General features: G+C 62.3%; 14 protein-coding genes and 1 pseudogene. 4 read left to right on the forward strand and 11 right to left on the reverse strand.

The genetic code is table 11. The features are described from left to right. Positions 1-2: 2 nt before the first annotated feature. Positions 3-1085 carry a LacI family DNA-binding transcriptional regulator gene (locus tag ACUIAF_RS05410; RefSeq protein ID WP_110416742.1) on the reverse strand — a complete coding sequence of 361 codons (1083 nt, stop codon included), beginning with the start codon at positions 1083-1085 and terminating at the stop codon, positions 3-5. After that, a complete protein-coding gene (locus ACUIAF_RS05415) occupies positions 1082-3253 on the reverse strand; it encodes a family 43 glycosylhydrolase (protein ID WP_445338050.1) in 2172 nt (723 codons plus the stop codon). Before ACUIAF_RS05415 ends, ACUIAF_RS05410 begins: the two co-directional genes overlap by 4 nt. Positions 3254-3464: 211 nt before the next feature. Between ACUIAF_RS05415 and ACUIAF_RS05420 the strand changes: the two genes are divergently transcribed. Further along, the gene (locus tag ACUIAF_RS05420) at positions 3465-5039 is read left to right on the forward strand and encodes a glycoside hydrolase family 43 protein (protein ID WP_110416740.1); all 1575 of its coding nucleotides are present in this window, start codon (positions 3465-3467) and stop codon (positions 5037-5039) included. Between the two features lie 6 nt (positions 5040-5045). Here the strand turns inward: ACUIAF_RS05420 and ACUIAF_RS05425 are convergent, their stop codons facing one another. The 6 genes from ACUIAF_RS05425 to metG all read right to left on the reverse strand — a co-directional run bounded on the left by ACUIAF_RS05425 (position 5046) and on the right by metG (position 16758). Next, a complete protein-coding gene (locus tag ACUIAF_RS05425; RefSeq protein ID WP_445338052.1) occupies positions 5046-6404 on the reverse strand; it encodes a glycoside hydrolase family 27 protein in 1359 nt (452 codons plus the stop codon). A gap of 52 nt (positions 6405-6456) precedes the next feature. Then, entirely contained in the window at positions 6457-7524 is a 1068-nt protein-coding gene (locus ACUIAF_RS05430; protein ID WP_445338053.1) for a glycoside hydrolase family 43 protein, read from the reverse strand. Between the two features lie 192 nt (positions 7525-7716). After that, positions 7717-9546 (reverse strand): ABC transporter ATP-binding protein, encoded by a 1830-nt coding sequence (locus ACUIAF_RS05435; RefSeq protein WP_445338055.1) that lies wholly within the window; start codon positions 9544-9546, stop codon positions 7717-7719. Between the two features lie 29 nt (positions 9547-9575). Continuing rightward, the gene (locus ACUIAF_RS05440) at positions 9576-11414 is read right to left on the reverse strand and encodes an ABC transporter ATP-binding protein (protein ID WP_445338057.1); all 1839 of its coding nucleotides are present in this window, start codon (positions 11412-11414) and stop codon (positions 9576-9578) included. A gap of 226 nt (positions 11415-11640) precedes the next feature. Next, on the reverse strand, positions 11641-14661 hold the full coding sequence (locus ACUIAF_RS05445) for an HAD-IA family hydrolase (protein WP_445338059.1): 3021 nt from the start codon (positions 14659-14661) through the stop codon (positions 11641-11643). 225 nt (positions 14662-14886) lie between these two features. Next, a complete protein-coding gene (gene metG / locus ACUIAF_RS05450; RefSeq protein WP_445338061.1) occupies positions 14887-16758 on the reverse strand; it encodes a methionine--tRNA ligase in 1872 nt (623 codons plus the stop codon). A gap of 382 nt (positions 16759-17140) precedes the next feature. On the opposite strand from metG, the gene ACUIAF_RS05455 reads away from it, so the two are divergent. Beyond that, complete coding sequence (locus ACUIAF_RS05455) at positions 17141-17632, forward strand: hypothetical protein (RefSeq protein WP_181415532.1); 492 nt, start codon at positions 17141-17143, stop codon at positions 17630-17632. Continuing rightward, complete coding sequence (locus ACUIAF_RS05460; RefSeq protein WP_445338063.1) at positions 17629-18090, forward strand: variant leucine-rich repeat-containing protein; 462 nt, start codon at positions 17629-17631, stop codon at positions 18088-18090. Before ACUIAF_RS05455 ends, ACUIAF_RS05460 begins: the two co-directional genes overlap by 4 nt. On the opposite strand, the gene rsmI is transcribed toward ACUIAF_RS05460, so the two are convergent. After that, positions 18054-19007, reverse strand: a complete 954-nt coding sequence (gene rsmI, locus ACUIAF_RS05465; protein ID WP_110416733.1) for a 16S rRNA (cytidine(1402)-2'-O)-methyltransferase — start codon at positions 19005-19007, stop codon at positions 18054-18056. The genes ACUIAF_RS05460 and rsmI overlap by 37 nt on opposite strands. 226 nt (positions 19008-19233) lie before the next feature. On the opposite strand from rsmI, the gene ACUIAF_RS05470 reads away from it, so the two are divergent. Further along, complete coding sequence (locus tag ACUIAF_RS05470) at positions 19234-20790, forward strand: dolichyl-phosphate-mannose--protein mannosyltransferase (RefSeq protein WP_445339167.1); 1557 nt, start codon at positions 19234-19236, stop codon at positions 20788-20790. Positions 20791-20971: 181 nt separating this feature from the next. On the opposite strand, the pseudogene ACUIAF_RS05475 reads toward ACUIAF_RS05470, so the two are convergent. Beyond that, positions 20972-21269 (reverse strand): annotated as a pseudogene (locus tag ACUIAF_RS05475) (class I tRNA ligase family protein); the annotation flags it as partial. A 578-nt stretch (positions 21270-21847) separates the two neighbouring features. After that, positions 21848-23470: an ABC transporter substrate-binding protein gene (locus tag ACUIAF_RS05480; RefSeq protein ID WP_445338065.1), complete on the reverse strand. Its 1623-nt coding sequence runs from the start codon at positions 23468-23470 to the stop codon at positions 21848-21850. Between the last annotated feature and the right edge of the window lie 42 nt (positions 23471-23512).

Raw genomic sequence — 23512 nt, forward strand, 5'->3', positions numbered from 1 at the left:
ACTCAGACGGCGATTTCGTTTCCGGGCAAGGCACGGGTTGATTTACGGACCACCAGCGAGGAGGACACCTTCCGGAAGACGTGCTGGCCTTCCTTGGTGTTCAGCGGACGCACCCCATTGATTCTGTCCTTGAGGACCCGGACGGAGAGCCTTGCCACGGCCTTGAGCCCGGGCGAGATGCTGGTCAGCGAAGGCGACAGATACTGGGAATCGTCCGAATTGTCGAAGCCGATGACCGAGATGTCGTCCGGCACCGACATACCGTGCATTTGTATGGAATGCAGAACCCCTGCCGCCAGCATGTCATTCAGGGCCACCACCCCGTCGGGGACGATGCCTTGGTCCAGCAGGGAGTTCATGGCATTGACCCCGTCGATACGGTGCCACATGCGCGATGGGGCTACCAACCGGGGATCGTAGTCCAGGCCTGCCTCCTCCAGACCCTGCCTGTACCCCTCCAGGCGAAGAGCGGCCGACCCCAGCTTTTCGCCGGGGTGGGTGCCGATGACCGCCACACGACGGCAGCCGGTATTGATCAGATAGGCGGTGGCGTGCTTGGCACCCTCCACATTCTCCGTGGCCACATGATCAAATTGATCGCTGAAGATCCGCTCCCCCACGACCACCAGGGGGTAGTCCACCCGCAGCTGGTCCAGGTCTTCCATGCCCAGCTCCAGTGGGCTGTAGATGAGGCCGTCGATCATGGACCGCTGGGAGCCGTGCAGGGACTCAATTTCACCCTCACGTGAGTAGAGGGTGGGCTCCACCAGCACCCTCATGCCCAGTTTCTTGGCCTCCTCGATGACCAGGGAAGAGAGCTGAGCGAAGTAGGGCATGGTCAGATCAGGTATGGCCAGGGAGATCATTCCCGTGTAGCCCAGCCTCAGATTTCTGGCCGGTACGTTGACCCGGTAGCCCAGCTCCTCTATGGCCTTATTGACCCTGCCCCTGGTGGCCTCGGAGACGAATTCGTAATCATTGACCACGTTGGAAACGGTTTTGACCGACACTCCTGCAGCCTGGGCCACATCCTTCATGGTCGGGGTGGAACCACGTCCGGTGCCGGGGGAAGCGGCTAAACTCATAAGACCCTGACCTCCAAGGTTACCGTGGCGCGGGTGGGGTCGAGCTCCTCACCCGTTTGCATATCCAATACGGGCATCCCCTCAGCAGACCAATGTACCCGCCGTACCTGACTGTCGCGGCCGAGGTAGCGGTCCTGGTCATGCTCGGCATTATGGAAGACGTAGATCATGGTGCCGTCCTCGTCCTGGGACCACATGCCGTGGCCGGTGCCCAGCTGCCAGTGACCATTGTACTTCCCGGACTTCTGCAATGGGTAGTCCAGTTTCTTCCACACACCGGGATCGCATAGATCGGCGCCGACTCCGGCCGGTGCAGTTACCAGTCCAGTGGTGTAGTCGATGCCCACCAGGGAGCCGGAATAGATCAGGAAGATCCGGCCGTCATGAACCACGGCGTTGGGCCCTTCGGCAATCATGTTATCCCATGCGAACTCGGGGACGATGATCTGGCGCGGCGTGCTGGTCAGACGGTCGGGGCGGGCCGGGTCGAAGGCGGCGATCCAGACCGAACCCAGCTGCTGCCAGGCGTAATACCAGCGGCCGGTATCATGCAGGACCGTCATGTCCAGGCTGATGCGCTGGATGGGGTTGAGAGGGGTGCCTTCAGCCCGCAGGATGGGTCGGGGCCTGTCCCAGTTCTCAGGCCGGCGAGGGTCCAGATCCCGGCCCTGGTCGTCGCGGCGCAACTGCATGATGTGGCAGCAGCCCGTCCACATGTCCGGCTTTCCGGCCCGATCATTGGCGGTCCCGTCCGGGTTGGTCTGCGGACCATCGAAGCAAGGCATGAAGAGAATGGAGAGCCTGCCGCCAATCAGGTGAATCTCCGGAGCCCAGAAGCAGCCGGTCATGACCCGGCCCTCGCTGTTGCGATCGCCCCTGCGCAGCAGGTCCACTTCCTTTTCATGGCCCCCGGCCTGATCGCTCAGACCCTCGATCATGTCAGCAACCCGCAGGGGCATGTGCGTGTGCCCGTTCAAGGGGTCGACACAATTGCCATCCGCATCCTCGGTGGCGATGAACATGAACAGGCGCTGGCCCCTCCAGGACCAGCGGAAAATGGAGGGATCGGCACGCTGCCGGGCGAAGGGTACAGGGTAGGCCGTCTGCCGGACCCGTCCGCCGATCAGCCTGGTCGCTCCAGGATTCAGACGACCCTGCGCCAGGTCACCGGCCAGACGATCCAACTGGCCCTGGTCCCAGTCCACCCCGCGCAAGGCGGTGGACCCGTCGCTGTAGAGGAGCCGCGCCTGGGCCTGCCGGACCGACTCCAGGCCGTCGCCCCGACGGACCTGAACCGGATCCACCTTCACGCCCGTATTGTAGATGCGGCCGAAGCGTTCCAGCAGGCCACGCTCGCAATCGGCGCTGACCGACACGACGTTGCCAGCCAGAATGCCCTTCATGCCGCAGTCCTCCTCCAGGGCGCGCCGCCGATCCAGGGGCAGGGGGTCGCCCTGGGCCAGGGGAGCGTCATCCTCCAGGACCTTCATGCCGGTCACTGTGCCCATCCGCGTCGGGTCATCCGCCGTGGCCGTGCACAGCCGCCCGCGGTCGTCGTCCCAGTAAAGCCGGCAGCCCTGGCCATCGTCCAGAAGCCGCGCCCTGGGCCGGTGGACACCATGAGCGCCCAGGATATGGACCTGCGGCAGTCGTCTATAGGTCAACAGATCCGGCGAAAGAGCCATCAGGAAGGAGTCAGCCTGGGAGCCGTCCGGCTGACCGCCCCTGGCCACCCTGGTGGCCAGAATGACGAAGGTACCGTCTCGCAGAGGCAGCAGGAACGGGTCGATCAGACTCTTAAGGATCAGATCCTGCCCTGGTACCACCGCAAGTTCCTGGGCCGCCTGCGATGCCTGGTGAGCGTCCAGTCCAGGATTGTGTTCGCCCTCTTGCGGTGCCTCCTCGCCTGGCAGGGCGGCCCCGGCCGTGCAGGCCCCGCGGGCACTATCCGGCACTGCCTTGGTGGGTACAGCCGCAGCGAAGAAGATGCCATAGTCGCCGTTCAGGGGTTCCCAATGGCCATTCGCCCGCGAGCGCAGCGCCAGGTGCATGCTCAGGGCGATATCCTCGTTGTTGGCCTCCTGCCGATCAGTGGGATGCCGGGTGTAGCACATGAGTGCAACCCCATTCCCGAAATCTCGTCCACCGTCCAGAGCATCCTCACCCATGACGATTCCTTCCATCCGGCTTGCCGGCTTCAACGCCGACGACTATCGTTTCTAACGATAGAAATTATACATGGAGATCAGTCCCCGACGCCCGACGCCCGCATGGATGAGGCCGGGTTGTTCGCTCATTCGAACCGAGCCGCAAGGTCGGCCATACGCCGCGGGTCGTCATCGATGTCGATCGGACTGCCTCCACGGAAAGCGAGGAACCATGAGAAGACCCAAACGCACCGGACGGGCCATGAAGGCCCTGACTGCCCTGACGGCGGGTCTGGCGGTGCTGCTGACAGGAGCGCTGGGCGCCTGCTCTAACCAGCAGCCATCGGCCAGCGGCACAAATGCCGCCACCCAGGAGCCCAAGCGCGTCTCGGTCCACGACCCCTCCGTGGTTCGCTCAGGCAAGAACTACTACGTCTTCGGCTCGCATCGGGCCTATGCCCGCAGCACCGACCTGGTCAACTGGACCCCCTTCACCAACAATCTGAGCCGCGATTACAAGAAGATCTTTGCACAGATATGGAAGGACTGGCCCAAGCAGTCCTCCAATCCGGATGTGACCGGCAACATGTGGGCGCCCGACGTCTATTACAACGCCACCATGAAGAAGTGGTGCATGTACCTGAGCCTGAACGGGGCAGAGCATCGTTCGGTCATCGTCCTGCTGACCGCCGACCGGGTGGACGGCGATTGGACTTATGTGGGACCAGTGGTCTACTCCGGCTTCACCCGGGCCAATTACATGAACACCGACGTTCCCAAGGTGCTGGGCTCTGACCCGAAGCTGGACCGCTACCAGTCCTACACGGATACGGGTATCAATGCGATTGACGCCTGTGTCAAGGATGACGGGCAGGGGGGCCTGTGGATGAGCTTCGGCTCCTGGTTCGGCGGCATCTGGATGATCCGCCTGGATCCCAAGACCGGGCTGCGCGACTATTCCACCACCTACCCCACCCAGGCCAACCAGTCCGACGCCTACTACGGGCACAAACTCGCCGGCGGCTTCGGCAACTCAGGCGAAGGATCGGCGCTGCTGCACACCAACGGCCACTGGTACCTCTTCCTCTCCTATGGCAAGCTGGTGCAGACCGGCGGCTACCAGATGCGGATGTTCCGCTCGGACTCCATTACCGGCCCCTACCTGGATCAGCAGGGCAACCCGGCCATCGCCACCAGCGGCGAGGCCGACAACTGGACCAGCAAGACAGGCATCCGCCTGATGGGTTCCTACCAGTGGAGCGGGGACAAGAAGAGCGACATCGAGGTTTCCCAGGGTGGGAACACGGCCCTGCATGACAAGGACGGCCGGGACTACGTGGTCTACCACACCAGATTCTCCGACCGCAAGGAGGAGCATCAGATCCGGGTCCGGCAGCTGATGCCCACAGCAGACGGGTGGCTGGTGGCTGCCCCCTATGAGTATCTGGGCACCAAGGCCGGCGGCCCCGCCAAGGACGAGGCCGGCACCTATGAGCTGGTGGAGCATGATCCGACCATCTTCTTCAAGGGGCCGCGCAAGGTGACCGACACTCACAGCACCCGATACCGGGGCGTGGTCAAGGCCGTGGACATCCGACTGGAGCCCGGCGGCCAGGTGACCGGAGCGCGACAGGGCCACTGGCAGGTCGACGACCAGGGACGGCTGTCCATGGACCTCAAGGAGGAGGACGGGACCGTGACCTACCAGGGGGTCTTCGCCCGGCTACCCAGGGACAAGGATCACCGGACGGTCATGACCTTCAGCGCCCTGGGCGACAACGTCTGCATCTGGGGTTCCAAGCGCTGAGCAGTCTCAGCGGGGATCCAGCGCCACCCAGACCACGCCGTGTGCGGGCACAAGGGCCACCAGCTCCCGATCGACACCCTGTCCTTCCAGGCTGATCTGGGCAGGCTCGGTGGTTCGGTCCCGCCACAAATCGACCGGGGTCCAGGTCCCGTCCGCCTTATCCAGTCCCACCAGGGAGGACAGGGCCGTCCTGATCCGCCGGGGGCGATCCCCGGTCCAGAAGACAGCCGCATAGACCCCGTCGGCATGGGCCGAGGGGGTTCCGTCAGCCCAGTCGCTGGCCAGAGCCCTCCAGACGATCTCCTCGCCTAAGACCTTCTTGTCTTGGCCGTCCCCGCCCTCGACCGGCTCCCGGATGATCTCACCGTTGTCGGCCGAGCCGGCGGTAACCTCCTGCAGGACCGGGTTGTCCAGCAGCGACAGAGTGGCCTCATCGCTGCTGGGAAGGTCGCCGCCCACCATAAGCGGCGAACGCCCCATGGCCCATAAGGTCAGCATGGTGCGCTGCTCGTCGGCTGTCAGAAGGCTGGACCGGTCCCCGCCCCGCTCGGCCCGCAGGCCGATATGCCCCAGGGGCAGCATGTCCGCATCAGCCCAGTGACCTGTGCGCTGCAGGGGAGCCCAGCGGGCCAGACGGGCGAACTGGGCATAAAGATCCTGCCAACGATCCCAGAGATCGTCCGAAATCCGCCAGAGCTGAGCATGATCCTGGAGGAAACCAAGGTGGGTGGTGGGCACCCGGGTGCCCGGGGACAGAGAGAGGGTCATGGAATGCCCATGGGCCTGCTCGGCCTTGCGGATGGCCCGGGCATAGGCGTCGATTTCACGGTCCATGAAGGGGGCCTGCATATCGTCCACTTTCAGGTAGTCCACTCCCCAACGGGCAAACTGGTCAACCTGGGCGTCGTACCAGGCCTGGGCTCCCAGATGGGACTGGTCCAGGCCGTAATTGTCGGGGTTCCAGGCACAGACGTGGGTGGTGTCAGCCACCTGGGCGGCTGTATAAGAGGTGCCGAGGACGGGCAGGTTCCGCTCGACCGCCAGCCTGGGGATACCCCGCATGACGTGGATGCCGAAGCGCAACCCCAGATCGTGGATTCGAGCGGCCAGAGGGGCAAACCCCTGACCCTCGGCCGCCGATGGGAACCGGACCGGATCCGGCAGCTGCCGGCCGTAGTCGTCCAGGACCAGAGGCGCCTTGGCATTGTAGCCATGGGCCCTGGCGGTCGGGTCGTACCAGGCGATGTCTATGACAACCGTATCCCAGCCCACCGGAAGCAACCTATCGCGCATGACCTGTGCGTTGTCCAGCACCTCCTGCTCAGTGACGGTGGTCCCGTAGCTGTCCCAGCTATTCCACCCCATAGGTGGTCTCCAGGCCTTGTCCATATCTTGCTCCTTTCCCAGTTCTTTTACTTCAGTTCTGCTGCGCCAGAGGGCGCAGACGTTCGTATTCCTGCCGGGTCAGGGACAGGACTCCGCCGTGCTTGGTATGGGGGCGCAGATGAAAGTCCTGCTCCCGGGCATAGTCGAACCCGGTGTCCGGATTGTCGCTGACCATGGGCCTGTAGCCCACTGAAGGAATCACATCCACCAGCAGATACCAACGGTTACGGGCATGGTCGGCATAGAGGGCCGGACCCTCTACACCCGAGGGGTTGCCATCGGCGCACCAGCCGGCGCCGATTCGCTCCTGGATGGTGGTCCACCGGGCCTGTGGCAGCCACCATCTAGGATTGTCGGTGCTGTCCAGCCAGATGCCCCTGCCAAAGCCGTTGTCCTTGGTGGCCCGGTAGGTGCGCAGGCCGCCCCCAGGCAGAGGGCACTGGACCATGGTGGTGTCGATGGCATTACGACCGGTATCGATAAGGACTCCCCCATAGCGGAAATGCTCCTGGCTGAAGTCGGTGGTCGAGCCCCAGAGCACCCGGTCGTAGGCCGACGGGTCGGCATGGTCGGGATCATCCCGGTCAAAGAGCTTGGATGACCAGTAGAGGACGAAGGCCCCCTGTCCCGGTCCCTCATAGTCGGGCACCCATAGGCACTCCGGCGCCCAGGCCATGCCCAGCGGGACCCTGCTGCCGTCCTGCTGCAAGGACACATCCAAGGGCCAGGGACCTGACCAATGGATCAGGTCGTCAGTGGACCAGATCATCAGCTTGGTGCTGCCATGGCGGGACCAGTGCTCCCAACCACTACCCTGCGACTGATCGCCGCCGAACACCCGCAGATCGGTGGCCATGACATAGATCCGGCCGTTGCGCGGGTCACGCACCATGTAGGGATCCCGCAGACCGGTGGTGCCCAGGTTCGAGGTCAGCAGCGGCCTGCCCCCGTACAGCGGATCCCACTTCAGAGGGTCGTCACCCCGGGACAGGTCGAAGTAGAGGCGCTCGGCATACCCCTGGGGGTCTTCGATGAAGTGCACCATCAGATACCCGTAGGGGTCGGCTCCTTCGACGTTTTTATGAACCGTATTGCTCAAGGTCTGCTCCTTTGCCCTGGCTGCCGATCCTGTCGGCTTTGACTTGTCGCTACTGATTTTATAACGATGTAATTCTGCTAGCTAGAGACCAGAACCAACGCATAGGTCAGCCTGCTATTGAGCAGAGGCAGCCGAATCCTGCTGAACCTGGTTATCCTGTCCTGCATCATCGCCAGGCTGTGCCGATTGCGCCTAATCGCCGTTGGCTGTGCGGATCATGGCGTACTGGGACTCGTGCAGCCGATAGTAGGCGCCCCTCTTGTCCAGGAGCTCCTGATGGGTGCCGTGCTCCACAATCTGCCCGTGATCGATATAGAAGATCTGCTCCGCATTCTCGATGGTGGACAGCCGGTGGGCGATGACGAAGGAGGTCCGCCCCTTGAGCAGATGGGCCAGTCCTGCCTGGAGGGCCTCCTCGGTGCGGGTGTCGATGCTGCTGGTCGCCTCGTCCAGGATCAGGATGCGGGGGTCGGCCAGCAGGACCCTGGCAAAGGCGATCAACTGCCGCTGACCGGCGGAGAGGGTGGATCCGCGCTCCTCGACCTTGGTATCGTAGCCGTCGGGCAGCTCCATGATGAACTCGTGGGCATGGACGGCCTTGGCGGCCTCTTCGATCTGCTGGTCGGTCGCATCCAGGCGGCCGTAACGGATGTTCTCGCGCACGTTGCCGGTGAAGATGAAAGTGTCCTGAAGCATGACCCCCATCTGCCGGCGCAGGGAGGACAGGGTCACGTCGCGCACGTCATGCCCGTCCACGCAGACGCTGCCCTCGGTCACGTCGTAGAAGCGCGAGAGAAGGTTGACGATGGTGGTCTTGCCGGCGCCCGTGGGCCCTACCAGGGCGACCGTGCTGCCTGCCGGCACATGGAAGTCCACCAGGTTGAGGATGCTGCGGCCTCCGGGCTCATACTTGAAGACCACGTCGTTGAAGTCCACCCTGCCCTTGATCGGTGGCAACTCTATGGCCCCGGGGCGGTCCTCGATCTCCGGGTGGACGTCCAGGGTCTCGAAGATGCGCTCCAGGTAGGCCGAGCAGGTAATCAGCTGGTTGTAGAAGTTGCCGATGTTGATGATGGGGTTCCAGAAGTTGTTGGCATAGCCGATGAAAGCGATCAACATGCCCGTGGTCACCTGCACGCCACCCAGGCCGGTGATCCCCAGATAGTAGATCAGTGCGATGGTGATGGTGGAGATGTTCTGCACTCCTGGCCACATCAGGTACTGGATGTGCACGGCCCGCATCCAGGCGCTGCGAACCTGGCCCTGCTGCTCCTGGAAGGTCTGGAACTGCTCGCGCTCCCTGACGAAGGTCTGCGTGGTCTTGACCCCTGCGATGGACTCATGGATGTAGGCGTTCAGATTGCTCTGCTTGTTGGACAGACGCTGGAAGGCCCGCCGCTGGAAGCGCTGGAGGACCAGCACGTAAAGCACCAGCAGGGGCATGAGGACCAGGGACCAGAGGGTCAGCCTCCAGTCGATGACGAACATGACCACCAGGGTCAGCAGGAAGGTGAAGATGTCCGCAATGACGTTGATCAGACCCGAGCTCAGGGTATCCGAGAGGGTGTTGACGTAGTTGACCACCCGAATCAGAATCTTGCCGTGGGGCCGGGAGTCGAAGTAGGAGAAGGGCAGGGTCTGGATGTGGGTGAAGAGGTCCCTGCGCATGTCCTTGAGCATGAGCTGGCCCACCTGGGTGATGGCCACGGTCCGGTAGCGCAGGAGGAGCTCATAGACCACGATTGCCAGCAGGAAGACCGCGCCCAGCGCGAAGAGCCGGACCGGATCCTTGGAAGGGATGACCGTGTCGATCATGGTCTTGGTCATGTAGGGAATGGCCACGGCGATGGCACTCATGGACAGGACCGCCGCCAGGATGATCACCCCCTGGCGCAGGTAGGGCTTCAGATAGGCCCCTATGCGCTTGATGTCACCGAAATCGATCTGCTCTTCCAGGTCCTCGTCCTCGCGGAAGGTGTTCCTGCGAGCGGTGCCAGCCGAACGTTGCTCTTGCTGCTTCATCGTCTCACCTTGTCAAACCTGCTGATGTGTCAGAATCCTACCGACTGTCCGGATTGCAGCCCCAACTGCTTGCGGTATATCCGGTAGTAGCGGCCGTGGGCGTGGACCAGATCCTCATGGGACCCGCGTTCCACGATCCTGCCGTGGTCCAGGACCAGGATCAGGTCGGAATCCTTGATGGAGGAGATCCTGTGGGCGATGGTGACCATGGTCCTGGTGCCCTCCATCTCCTGCAGATGCCGCTGGATGGTGGCCTCGGTCTCCATGTCGACGGCCGATGTGGTGTCGTCCATGATCAGGATAGCCGGGTCGTCAGCCAGGGCCCGTGCCAGGCTGAGCCGTTGCTTCTGTCCACCCGACAGGCCAACCCCGCGCTCGCCCACCACGGTGTCATAGCCCTCGGGCATCCGGTTGATGAATGAGTCAGCGCCGGCCATGGAGGCCATGGTCCTGACGTACTGCTCGTCGTCGCGGTGAGCTCCGAAGGCGATGTTGTCGCCGATGGTGTCCGAGAAGAGGAAGGTGTCCTGTGCCACGATGTTGACCTGCCGCCGCAGCAGGTCCAAGGGCCACTGCCTGGCGTCGATTCCATCGATGAGCACATGGCCCACGGTGGGGTCGTAGAAGCGGGCCACCAGGCTGACCAGGGTGGACTTGCCCGATCCGGTCTCCCCCAGTATGCCCAGCCGGGTGCCGGCCGCCACATGGAAGTCGATGTCCTTGAGGATGGGGGTCTCCGGGTCGTCAGGGAAGGCGAAGCTGACATGGTCGAAACGGATGTCCCCGCGAATCCTGACCGGGTCACCGGTCTGTTCGCCGTTGACCTTGGCGCGGACCTTGGCCGCCTGGACCACACCGGCCTGGGCGTTCTTGCGCTCGACGATCCTGGGCTCGGCCGTCAGCAGCCGACGGATCTTGACACAGGAGGCGTTGAAACGCTCCACATCGTTGATAAGCCAGCCGGACTGGCGCACCGGGCCGTCAATCATCCACAGGAAGCTGTTGAAGGAGACCAGGGCACCCAGGGTCATCTGCTGACGGATGACCAACCAGCCGCCCAGAATCAGGGTAATCAGCTGGAGCATGTAGGAGCAGCCGTCCAGCCAGGGCATATAGGTGCGGCTGTTGCGGGCGGAGTCCATGTTGCGCTGCATATAGTCATCGTTATGCCGATCGAACTTCTCGGTCTCATAGGGCTCGCGGACGAAGGCCTTGACTACCCGGTTGCCCTCGATGTTCTCTTCGACCATGGAATTAAGGGATGCCAGCGAGTTGCGGATGGCATAGAAGAGCGGGTGGGCGTGCTTGGAAAGCTGCCAGGTGAAGTAGAAGAGGAACGGCGTCACGGCCAGCAGGGCCAGGGCCAGCCGCCATTCGATGGTGAACATGACAGCCAAGGACCCGGCGAAGAGGCAGACGGCATCCAGGATGTTGTAGGAGACCCAGGAGACGAAGTGGCGGATGGCATCGGTGTCCGAGGTCATCCGGCTCATGATGTCGCCATTGCGGGTGTGGTTGAAGTAGGTGAAGTCCATGTCGTGGAGCTTCTCGTACTCGTCGCTGACCAGTCGATAGATGGTGTTCTGACCGAAACGCTCCATGAACATCTGATAGCCGTAGCGGCAGACGCTGCGCCCTAGGGTGACGGCTATCATGGCGAAACAAAGCCTGGGCAGCCGGTCCTCGTGCCCCTGGCCAATGACCTGATCCACGATCATGCCCGCCAAAATGGGCATAAGCATGACCAGGACCTTATCCCCCGTAAAGAGCAGGAGGGCGGCGGCTATTCTACCGGCGTCCGGCCTGCAGTAGGGGAGAATCCATCGAAGGTTGTTGCTGTGCTGATTCTTCGCAGAATCGACATACATTGGAGGACACCCTCACGTTCCCTGTTGAACTTCTCTGATCTGGTCTCTTCTCATTGCCGTGACCGTCCGGGAGAGTGACTGACCGATGATGACGCCCGGCTATGTTCCCCGCCTCTGCAACGCCGCGCATGTCCGCCCTGGATTCGTCAAGCGTTGCCTATTTTATTGGAGCCCGGAGCAGATGCAACCCCGGATTCCGGGCGTGTCTAAGCCCGGAATCCGTAGGTCATATATGGCGGGGATGCCCCTGAACCAGAAGGTCCAGCTCCGGTCCTGACAAGCGCTTCAGATCGACACCGTCTGTCGTTACAGCAACCTGGAACCTGGTGCCCCGCACCTCCAGCTCATAGGTCAGCGAGCGCCAAGAAGAAGGCAGGCGGGGATTAATGCTCAGCGCGGTCCCACCGGTGTCGCGCAGGCCTCCAAAACCACAGACCAGGCTGGACCAGACGCCTCCGCAGGCGGCCAGGTGGATGCCATCGGTCGTATTGGCATGCAGGTCGTCCACGTCCGTGAACAAGGACCGACGGAAGTACTGCATGGCCAGCTGATCATGCCCCACCTCGGCGGCGAGGATGGACTGGGAGGCTGCAGACAGGGTCGAATCCCCGGTGGTCAGCGAATCGTAGTAGTCGAAGTCAGCCAGCTTCTGCTCCGGGGTGAACCAGGAGCTGAGCAGGTAGAGGGCCATGACCACGTCGGTCTGCTTGAGCACCTTGTGCCGGTAAATGACCAGCGGATGGTAGTGCAGCAGCAGGGGCCTGGCCGTGAACTGGCCGAAGTGCCAGCGGGGGCGTTGCATGAACTGGGCATCCTGGGCATGGACACCCTCCTGATCGTCGAAGGGGACGAACATGGCCTCGGCCGCACGAGACCACGTGTCGGTCTCAGCGTCGTCGAAGTGCAGCCTTTCACGGATGGCGCCAATCAGGTCGGAGTGCTTCTCGAGCAGGTGCCGGTAGGCCTTGTAAGCAGCCAGAAGGTTGAACCGGGCCATCTGATTGGTGTAGAGATTGTCGTCGACCAGGACCGTGTATTCGTCAGGGCCGGTCACACAGTGGATGTGAAAACGGCCGTCCTCCTTGTAACCCCCCAGACTCATCCAGAGACGGGCCGTCTCAACCAGGATGTCGATGCCCTCGGCCTGCAGGAAGTCTTCATCGCCGGTGACCTGCACATACTGGGCCACCGCGTAGGCGATGTCGGCATCGATATGGTATTGGGCCGTGCCCGTAGGGAAGTAGGCGGAGGCCTCCTCGCCATCGATGGTCCTCCATGGGAAGAGGGCGCCGTTCAGGTTGAGCGCGCAGGCCCTGCGCCTGGCGGCAGGCAGCATCAGGTAGCGGTAGTGGAGGACGGCTCTTGCCCGAGCAGGCGCCGAATAGATCAGGAAGGGGAGAATGTAGATCTCGGTGTCCCAGAAGTAGTGGCCGCTGTAGCCGGACCCGCTCAGACCCTTGGCGCCCACACCGTTCTCGATCTGGGCCGTGGACTGGGCCAGCTGGAAGAGTTCCCAGCGCACCATTTGCTGGGTACGACCGCCATCATCGGCCTGGATGCGGATATCCTGCCGCTCCCAGAACCGATCCAGCCATTCCCGTTGGCGCTGCTCCAGCTCATCCAGAGAGAGGGTGCTGACCTCCTCCAACCGATCACGGCAGTCCTCGACCAGATTCCTGGTCCCCTCGCCCCGGGTCTGGACGACCAGACCGTTGCCGCTGGTACCAGCCGGAAGAATGGGGTGGCTGCGGTAGACAGCGTAACGGACCAGACGGGTGGAACCGCCCTTGGGCACATCCATACGCCAGCCGGATCCCTCGACAGGTCGGCCGTCCCTGAACTGACGGACGCCCAGGGCCAGACTGAGCCGTGAATTATTGCAGCGAAAGACCCTGCAATCCGCACTCAGCTCACCGTAGACCGCATTGTCCAGCACCTCGTGAATTCCACAGCCGTCCACAAAGGTCGACTTGCGGGGGTCGCTGGAATTGACATGTCGGGGGTTGTCGGCGTTGACCGGCCCCTCGACCACCACAGCCATGTCCCGGTCGGGTGACTCAACAGTCAGCGTGCAAACGGTCAGGCTGCGGTCATAGAGGCAGACCATGCGGGTGAGCACGGTCTTCAGATGGATGCCATGGCCCAGATCATACAGATTGGCGGTGGTCGCGATTCCGGTTCGGAAGTCCAGACGCTGAGTGGTCTTCTCCGGTCGACCCAAGGGCAACCCCTCCACCTTGAGGGTGAAATCCGAAGCGTCGGGCACTCCCTGAATCAGCTGGCCAACCTTGGCATATCCGTAGGCGCTTTCGGGATGGGCTATCCGGAAGGTGTCATGGAAACCGCTCAGGAAGGTGCCGTTGCCCAGGCACCGCTCCCCGCCGCCTTCGCCCCTGACACCGACGGAGCCGTTGGTGACCGAGAAGACTGTGGCACTGACCGCATCAGGCCGACCGACCTCGCTGAGCCCCCACTCCTCCACAGGGAAGCGATCCTCATCCAGACTGGGGTCTTCCCCCTGCCCACGCTCGCTGGCATCGTCGTCGATCAGCTCGATCAACTGATCCACCACCAGGTCCGCACCCGCCTTGAGCAGCTGCTCGCGGCCGGCGCCTCTGTTTACGCCCACGACCAGTCCGAACCTGCCCGCGTGACCCGCGGCCACGCCAGAGAGGGCGTCCTCGACCACAACGGCATCCTCATTGCGCAGGCCCAGCACCTTGGCCGCATAGGCGTAGGTATCCGGGGCAGGCTTGCCCTGAAGACCCATCTCGTCCTTGAGATTGCCGTCCACCACAGTGTCGAAGTATCCGGCGATTCCAGCAGCCTGGAGGACTTCGGCCGTGTTGCGCGAACTGGACACCACAGCCAGACGTTTCTTGTCAGCGCGCAGGTGCCGAAGCAGATCCACTGTGTCCGGGTAGGGATCGATGCCCTTCTGCTTCAGCATCCGCTCAAAGGTCACATTCTTGCGATTGCCGTAGCCGCAGACGGTGTCCAGCTGCGGATCGTCATTGGGGCTGCCCCAGTCCAATTCGATACCCCTGCTGCGCAGCAGGGCGTCGACACCGTCATAGCGGGGCCGGCCATCCACGTAAGCGTAGTAGTCCTGCTCCGTATAGGCCGGGACGTTCCCGGGCAGGACCTGATCGAACAATGCCTTCCAGGCGGCCTTGTGCAGGATGGTCGTGGGCACCAGCACCCCGTCCAAGTCGAAAAGCACACAGGCGAATTGGGCAACTTTCATGGTTTCTCATCCTATGAGTCTTCCATGACGAAAGAACCCGGCGGTTCTGAGAACCGCCGGGCGAGAAGAGAGAGAAGAAGGGGTTCAGTTATCGGGGCCGCATGACCCCCATCGGCCAGTACCTCAACCGACAGAACAAATATAACCAGCGCTACCTTGGAGGAAGTGCCCGAAAACCTCAAAGTTCTCTGTGAATCACGGATGTCGTCCCAGGCGTGTCGACTGTCACTTACCCTGATCGCCCAGCTTGGCCTGCTCAGCCTCGAACCGGGCGCGCTCCTTGGCTTTGCGGCGGTCAAGCTGCTCCTGGAAGCGGTCCAGCTCTTCCTGCACGGCCTCCTTGGGAATGCGGGGGAAGATAGGTGTGGGTCGATCGATCGGCGTGCCGCCCCTGAGAGGCTCGCGCGCCCAAGGATGGACCGTCTCCCCCAGCCGGTAGTCGCCGGTGATGATGGGATAGTGGAAGTCGGATCGATCCAGGTCGTCAACCTCCTCGACACGGGGCAGGGGCGAGAAGGTGCCCTTGCCGCCCATGGTCTCCCAGACCTGCTGAGAGGCATGGGGCAGGAAGGGGGCCAACATCGTGTTGGCATCCAGTACGGCCTGGGCGGCAGTATGCAGAACGGCAGCCAGTCGATTCTGGTCATCCTTAATTTTCCAGGGCTCCTGGGCAGAGATGTACTTGTTGATGTCACCCACCAGAGCCATGGCCTCGACCAGGGCGGCCTTCTGACGATGGTGCTCGATCAAGGATCCTACAGTATCGAAGGCCTGCAGGCTGCGATCCAGCAGGGCACCATCCTCCTCGGTCAGCCAGGATTGCTCGACGGCGGGGATACTGCCGAAGTCCTTGTTGAGCAGGTTGGCCACGCGATTGACCAGGTTGCCCCAGGAGGCGGCCAGCTCCTCGTTGTTGTGCCGGACGAACTCCGCCCAGGTAAAGTCCGAGTCCGAGGTCTCTGGTCCGGCGATGGAAATGTAGTAGCGGACTGCATCGACCGGATAGCGTGCCAGGATGTCCTTCACATAGATGACGATGCCCCTGGACGAGCTGAACTTCTTGCCCTCCATGGTCATGAACTCGCTGGCCACCACCTGCTCAGGCAGGTTGAGCTCGCCGTAGGCTCCCGGCTGCCCGCCCTTGGAGCCCTGGCCGTTGTATGCAAGAATCTCCGAGGGCCAGATCTGCGAGTGGAAGGTGATGTTGTCCTTGCCCATGAAGTAGTAGCCCAGGGCTTTGGGGTCGTTCCACCACTTGCGCCAGGCCTCGGAATCGCCCTGACGGCGGGCCCATTCGATGGATGCCGACAGGTAGCCGATGACGGCATCGAACCAGACATAGAGCTTCTTGTTGGGGTCGTCGACCCAGCCGTCCACAGGCACGGGAATGCCCCAGTCGATGTCGCGCGTGATGGCCCTGGGCTTGACCTCCTTGAACAGCCCCAAGGAGAAGTTGAGCACGTTGCTGCGCCAGCCCCTGCGGGTCTTCAGCCAAGCCAGGTTGGCCTCGGCCAGAGCGGGAAGATCCAGGAAGAAGTGCTTGGACTCCTCAAACCGTGGCGTCTCCCCATTGATCTTGGATACGGGGTTGATCAGCTCGTCCGGATCCAGCTCGTTGCCGCAGTTGTCACATTGGTCGCCGCGAGCGCCATCGGCGCCACAGATGGGGCAGGTCCCCTCGATATAGCGGTCCGGCAGGGTTCGGCCGGTGGAAGGCGAGATAGCCACCTTCTGCTGGCCCTCATAGATGTAACCATTGGCCCGGCACTGGCGGAATAGCTCCTGGACCACTTTCTCATGATTGCCGGTCGTGGTCCTGGTGAAAAGGTCATAGCTGAGCCCCAGATCACACAAATCCTTGACAATGACCCGGTTGTAGCGATCGGCGATCTCCTGGGGGCCCACTCCTTCGGCATCGGCCTCCACAAGAATGGGAGTGCCGTGCTCGTCAGTCCCCGAAACCATAAGGACATCATTGCCCTTCATGCGTTCGTAGCGTGCATAGACGTCCGAGGGGACGCCGAACCCAGCGACGTGGCCGATGTGACGGGGCCCATTCGCGTAGGGCCAGGCGACGGAAACAAGGATATGACTCATACCAGCAAGATTATCGACTCAGGCCTACAATCCCCCTGCTCGTCCACAGGACTGCAGCTGAGCAAGGAAATTATCCACAAGTACACAAATTTTGGCCCTCCCTCAGGCAAACCCGGGCACAACCATTTACAGTCGAACCATGAATCGAGAACACGCGCTCGGGGGAGCGACGTGGACGCCTACCAGTGCCCTTGGCGCCAGCCGCCCCCCTAGAGCTACTACCAAGCCGCCAAGTCGACCACTACAAGCCGGGGCAGCGCCGACACACACCCGCGGCCGTCCGACTACTCCCCAATTGGCGGCCCCAGCCCCTGAACCCGAACCGCTGCCCAGTCTGATCCGAACTGAGGATCTGCCCGGTCCGCTCAGTCTTAGCCTGCTGGTGAATGAAGGAATCGTCACCTGTCTGGACCAATCCTGCTGCTACCTGAACGAACAGGCGGAGGGACTCTACGGTCGCGCCTCCATCGTCACGCCCATGGTCCCATACGGTGCAGCGGCATGCGGCGGGCTGGCGCTCTGGATATGGATCAACGGCCAATTCCCCGATACGCTGGACATCATCTCCAACTCCCACTTCCGCACTCCGGTTCACGGCAGGCCTCTGCGACCCCACCAGCGCCAGCTGGATGCCCGTTACCTGATGAAGCTTGGGAAGCTCTGGGTGACTTCGCCGCTCTGGACGGCCTGTGATCTGGCCTGCGATTCTTCGGGCCAATGCAACGGGGAGGAGACCATGGCGGTTTTGCAAGAGCTCATGGAGCGGTATCAGGTCAGCTGTGGATCCTGCGAGGAACTTCTATCCTCCAATCCGCGCTGGCCTGGCCACGCCCAAGGACTGGAGACCATAAGACGACTCAGGGCGATTCTATGAATCAGGAGATGAGGGGTGACCGACGCTGGCATGGCCATCTTCGACACCGGGAACGGAATCGGGGCCGTCGTGGATTCTCCGCCGCTGAACGCATGGCCCAACTCATGACCGCCCTCAGTAACCGGTCGCACCTCGCAGCAGAAGACAATTTGAGCCAAGACGAGCCTTATAGCCTGGAACCAATGGCCCAGGTGCACGCCCCACCGCCAGAGCCTCCCCTGGTGCCAACGGCCTTGATGGCCACAGACCCCGAGACCGATCCGAGTATCCTCTGGGCCATCGCCCGGGAAGAGCCCCGGCTGCGTCGATGGCTGGTAGCCAATCCCGCCGCCTCGCCAGCCTTGCTGGAGGCCGTCTCCCAGCTGGGTGGGCCTGGTGTACGCAGGGCACTGGAGGTACTGCTGGAAGAGGGGAAAGGGGATCAGTCCTCTTTATCCTCTTCAACGGCCAAGGCATAAATCCTTTTGCGATTGGGCAGGCTGCCATCGGCCAAGGGATGCTCGACAGCTATCCTGGCGATGGCCTCCTTGAGCCGCAGGCCCTCGGATCGGGCCAGATCACGAGCCAGGACTGCCAGCTGCCGGTCATCCATGGCATCCGGATCGTTGCGTCTGGCTTCCAGGGCGGAAGCGCCGGCCACGACCAGGACCATCTCGCCCCTGGGAGGATCCTCCTGAAGGGAGTGCACAATGTCGCCGATGGTGCCCCGCCGGATCTGCTCATGCTCCTTGGTCAACTCCCGGCAGAGGGCCATGAGCCGGTCGGGGCCGAAGACCTCCTGAAGGTCCTGCATAGCCTGATCAATGCGGTGGGGCGTTTCGTAGAAGACCATGGTCCGCTCCTCGCTGCGCAGGGTGCGCAGATGCCGCAGCCGTTCCTGGTGTCGGCGGGGAAGAAACCCCTCGTAACAGAAGCGGTCAGTGGGCAGACCGGAGAGAGCAAGGGCATCCAGCACGGCGCTGGGGCCGGGCGCACAGGTGACCGGTATGCCTCGTTCGATGGCCCGCCTGACGATGGCCATGCCCGGATCGTTGATGGTGGGCATGCCCGCATCCGAAACCACCAGCGCACAGGCTCCGTCGCGAACCTGGTCCAGGATGGGATCAGCCATTCGCCGCTCGTTGTGATCGTGATAAGCCAACACCCTGCCGCCTACGCGCACCCCCAACCGGTTGGCCAGATCATAGAGCCGCCGCGTGTCCTCCGCAGCCACCAGGTCCGCCGACTGCAGGAGCTCCACCAAGCGTGTCGAGGCATCGCCAACATTGCCTATTGGCGTGGCCGCCAGCACCACTGTTCCACGTGAAACACCCGACGAAATCGTCTCCTCATGACTTTCTCCGCCCGGTGTATGTCCATCGCTCCGGCCATTCATGCTGCTCATGCCTTTAGTATGGCCTAATCTAGGGGTGATGACATCTTTGGTAGGGCTTTCTTCGCAGCATCGCTCCTCCAGACACGGTAGGCACGCCGCCCACCGGTCCGGTCGCCCTGCCATGCTGTCCATCTTCAGCGGGCCCAAAGGTCAGCATACCAAGAGAGGGATCAACTGGATTCCCCGGCTCTCCCATCGGGAAAGCGGCTGGCTGGCCTGCATACTTATGGCGCTTCTGGGCGGGCTTCTGCGGTTTGTGCGGCTGGGTAGTCCTCGCGCCATTGTCTTCGACGAGACATATTACGTCAAAGACGCCTGGACCATGCTGATGACCGGCGAGCCACGCAACTGGCCGAAAACAGCCGGCCCGCTTGATCTTCCCATAGACCAGATCTTCGCCCAGGGACACACCAGCGGCTGGCTGCCCCAGGCCGAATACGTGGTCCACCCACCGGTAGGCAAGTGGTGCATCGCCCTTGGTCTCAAGCTCTTCGGTGGAGCCGGCAATCCTTTCGCCTGGCGAGTGGCCACTGCCTTGGCCGGCACCATCGCCATCCTGCTGCTATGCCGTGTCGCTCTGCGCCTCTTCCACAACCTGCCCATCGCCCTGACAGCCGGCTTCCTCATGGCCATCGACGGTCTGGGCATCGTCATGAGCCGTACCAGTCTGCTGGACAACTTCATCATGATCTTCGTCCTGGGAGCCTGGCTGTGCCTGATGGGCCATCGGGATTGGGCTCGGGCCAGGCTGCGACAATCCTGGGCCAAGGATCAGGCAGACTTCCGTCTGCACTACCGGGTGAAGGTCATTCAGTCACAGGGGCATCCAGGGCAGGAAAGCCGTGTCGAATTGCCCGTGGCCACTACCGGCCCCTTCATCGCCTGGTCCTGGTGGCGTACCGGCGCCGCCCTGCTGCTGGGGCTGGCCACCGGCACCAAGTGGTCAGGGGCCTACTTCTTCGCCGTCTTCGCCCTGATTTCAGTGCTCTGGGACGGATGGGAGCGCCATCAGGCAGGGTATGGATCCTGGCTGCAGAGTGCAGTGTTCAGGGACGGGCTGCCAGCGGCCTTGCTTATGATCCCCGTCTGGGCGGGAACCTATCTGGCCTCCTGGACGGGATGGTTCCTGCACGGCGATTCCTTCATGCACAATTGGGCGGCCCAGCACCCTGGCCAGGGTCTGACCTGGTTGCCTGAGGGGCTACGGTCCCTGGCTGAATACCACCGGCAGATGTGGCACTTCCACACCACCCTGCATACCCGCCACCCATACATGGCCAACCCCCTGACCTGGCCCCTGCAGATCAGGCCCACCAGCTTCTACTGGCAGAAGATCACGGGCTTCCCCGGCCTGTGCGGACTGGCCAAGGACTCCCCCTGCGTAGCCGCCGTCACCTCCCTGGGCAATCCCCTGACCTGGTGGCTGGGCAGCATCTGCGTGATTCTGGCCATCTTCATCGCCGTTGTGGTCAAGCACGGTGATTGGCGCATCTGGGGGGTGTTGGCAGGCTTGCTGGCCGGCTGGCTACCCTGGATGCAATACATGAACCGGACCACCTTCACCTTCTACTCCATCGTCATCCTGCCCTGGATGATCCTGGCAATCTGCTATGTGGCCAACTGGCTACGGCAGAACTCGGACAGCGTCCTCTACCGGCAGACCATGATCATGGGCCTGACCCTGCTGGGCCTGACCTCAGCTTTCTTCTACCCGCTATGGACCGCCATGCCCATCCCCTATGACTTCTGGCGCATGCACATGTGGCTGTCCAGCTGGATCTAAGACAAAGGCAAGGCGGGTCGGACAAGGATGCCCGACCCGCCTTGCAACAGCGTTTGGATACCGTCATACTCAGACAGCTCGATCGCTGATGATTTGCGCGTACCCCGGACCGCAATCCTTCCAGATCCGCTCCTGGGTTTCATAGTCGTCTGATCAGCCCAAAGCGTTTAGTTCAGACCAGAGCCCATTCGATGGATGCCGACAAATAGCCGATGACGGCATCGACCCAGCCGTCCACGGGTACGGGAATGCCCCAGTCGATGTCGCGCGTGATGACCCGCGGCTTGACCTCCTTGAACAGCCCCAGGGAGAAGTTGAGCACATTGCTGCGCCAGGCGCTGCGGGTCTTCAGCAAAGCCAGGTTGGCCCCGGTACTGGCGGAAGAGCTCCTGGATCACCTTCCCAAGATTGCCGGTCATGATCCGGGCGAAAAGGTCATAATTGAGTCCCAAATCGCACAGATGCTTGGCAACGACCCGATATAACGGTCAGCGTCCGAACGTTGGCAGGATTGAGGATCCTCCTACGATTCGGCCAAGGTAGCGGTGGACCTGGCAGGCCCATTCCAGTTGAGGCACTGACGGCCAGCGAAACGCCCGGGGAGGGGCCGAAGCCGGTCATGATCACTCCAGCAAAAACGCTGGCAGTCGGCCAATGGCGCAAGAGGGCAACCCACCGGGAGAAGGCAGAGCCCGGCGGGCAGCCCCCCTGTTCCGTGAATCCGACAGCCTTTTTTTTGGGGGGGGGGGGGGGGGGGGGGGGGGGAATGCCATGCATGCCCTCAGTCTGCATCGGATAGGTAGTGTCCAACCGGAGGGGAACCAGAGAAGAACCGGAGAATCCGGACTATTGACGGCCATAGACCCGTGTACAGAAACAGCCGAGCTTTGACGGATGGTCTGAGGCAGCCCTGAACTCAGACGGCGGTTTGTCGCCAACCCGGCCGCCTCATCGGCCCTCCCAGGGACCATATCGTGTAGTTGGTGGCCCCGGGGTCCGACGGACCCTGGAGACCCACCTTGAATCACTGGAGGGCCCCAGGGCACGTCTTCATCCGTCAGTTCTTGGAGTAGTACTGGTCGTAGGCTTTCTGCACCAACTTGATGTTCTGATCCAAATTGGCCTTTTTCAGGGTCTCCACATAGTTGTCCCAATCCTGGTCCACACCACCCTTGGTCACCCACTGGGCGAACTTGGTCATGGCGGTGTTCATCAGGGTCGTGTTGTTGTTCTGCATGGTGGTCTGGTCCTCGGAGGAATACTTGAGGGCACCCGGGATGACATCCAACTTGGGGTCCACATTGGCCAGAGCCGGCTCAAGAGGCTGCTCCTGGCCCTTGACCTCCTCGAGATCCGCCGGCAGCTCGATCTTGAGATTCGGACGTATCCAGTAGGGAGAGTCATCAGCCAGGGTCTCCGTCCACTTCCAGGTGGAGGGGTCCTTGGTGGAGTCAGCAGGCGGCAGGACCTTATAGGAGTCCGGCCCTGTCTTCTGCACATCCGTGCCCAGATCACCCCAGAGCATCTGCAGGGACATGTCCTGCCCGTAGAAGGCATTAGCCACCTTGATGGCGGTCTCCTTGTTCTTGCTCTTGGCCGAGACCACCAGCGCGAACTCGCTGTAGTCCAACCGGTCCCCCTGGGTGTCGTAGACCAACTCATCCGGGTTCTGATCGGCCTTGGCCTTCAGCTGGGGCATGGCCACATACTGACCGGCCAACTTGTCACCAAAGCGGTCGGAGGCCGTCCACCCCCAGGTGAAGCCGATCTTGGCCTTATCGCCCTGGCCGCGTGCGGTGGACTGGGACTTGGAGTAGTCGTGGGTGAAGGCGTCCTTGGCGATCAACCCCTCCCCCCAGAGCCTGTTGAGGTACTGGATCAGTTCCTTGTAACGGTCATCGGTCAGGAAGGACTTGACCTTGCCCTTGTCGGCATAGAAGCCCTGGCCGCCACCTACCGAGGTCACGATGCCCAGGCTCCCCAGCAGGAGGGTCGGCTGATAGTCACCGAAACCCCCGGTACCGGGAGACTGGAAGTCAAAGGGGATCTCGTCGGCCTGCCCGTTCCCATTGGGGTCCTTGGTCTTGAAGGCCTTGAGCACCTCCTCAAGCTCATCCCAGGTGGTCGGCACCTTCAGGCCCAGCGTGTCCAGCCACTGCTTGTTGATGTACATGTGGCTGACGGCCTTGGGCCAGATACCCTTCTTGACGGCGGGCAGGATGTAGATCTTCCCGTCCGGCATGGAGACCACCTGCTTGGCCGTGGGGTCGGTATTGAACATCTTCTTGACATTCGGCATCTTGTCCAGGTCCTGGCTCAGATCCTCGAAGAGCGTGCTATAAGTGGCTATGTCCGCCAGGTTGATCCCCTTGAGAATGAGGTCGGGCACATCGCCGGCCGCCAGCATGGCCTGCTTCTTCTGGTCCCAGTCCGAGCTCGCCTCCTGCCAATGGATTTCGCAGCCACACTCCTTCTCCAGCTGCTTGGGCCACTTCATCTCGGATATCTTCTTGGTCAGAGGGTGCTTGGCTACGGCTATCGTGATGATCGGCTGGCCCTGGGCATTGGTGGTGGGCTCCTTGGAACCGCCGCAACCGGCCAGCATCATCGACATGGCCATCGTCATGGCCCCTATGGCCACCAGACGGTTCCTGAACCTGTGTTTCCCGAACGAACTCATGATTCGCTTCTCCTTGTTCGACATTGAACTTCTCTGCTTACC

It is taken from the genome of Bifidobacterium sp. ESL0822 (genome assembly GCF_052606675.1).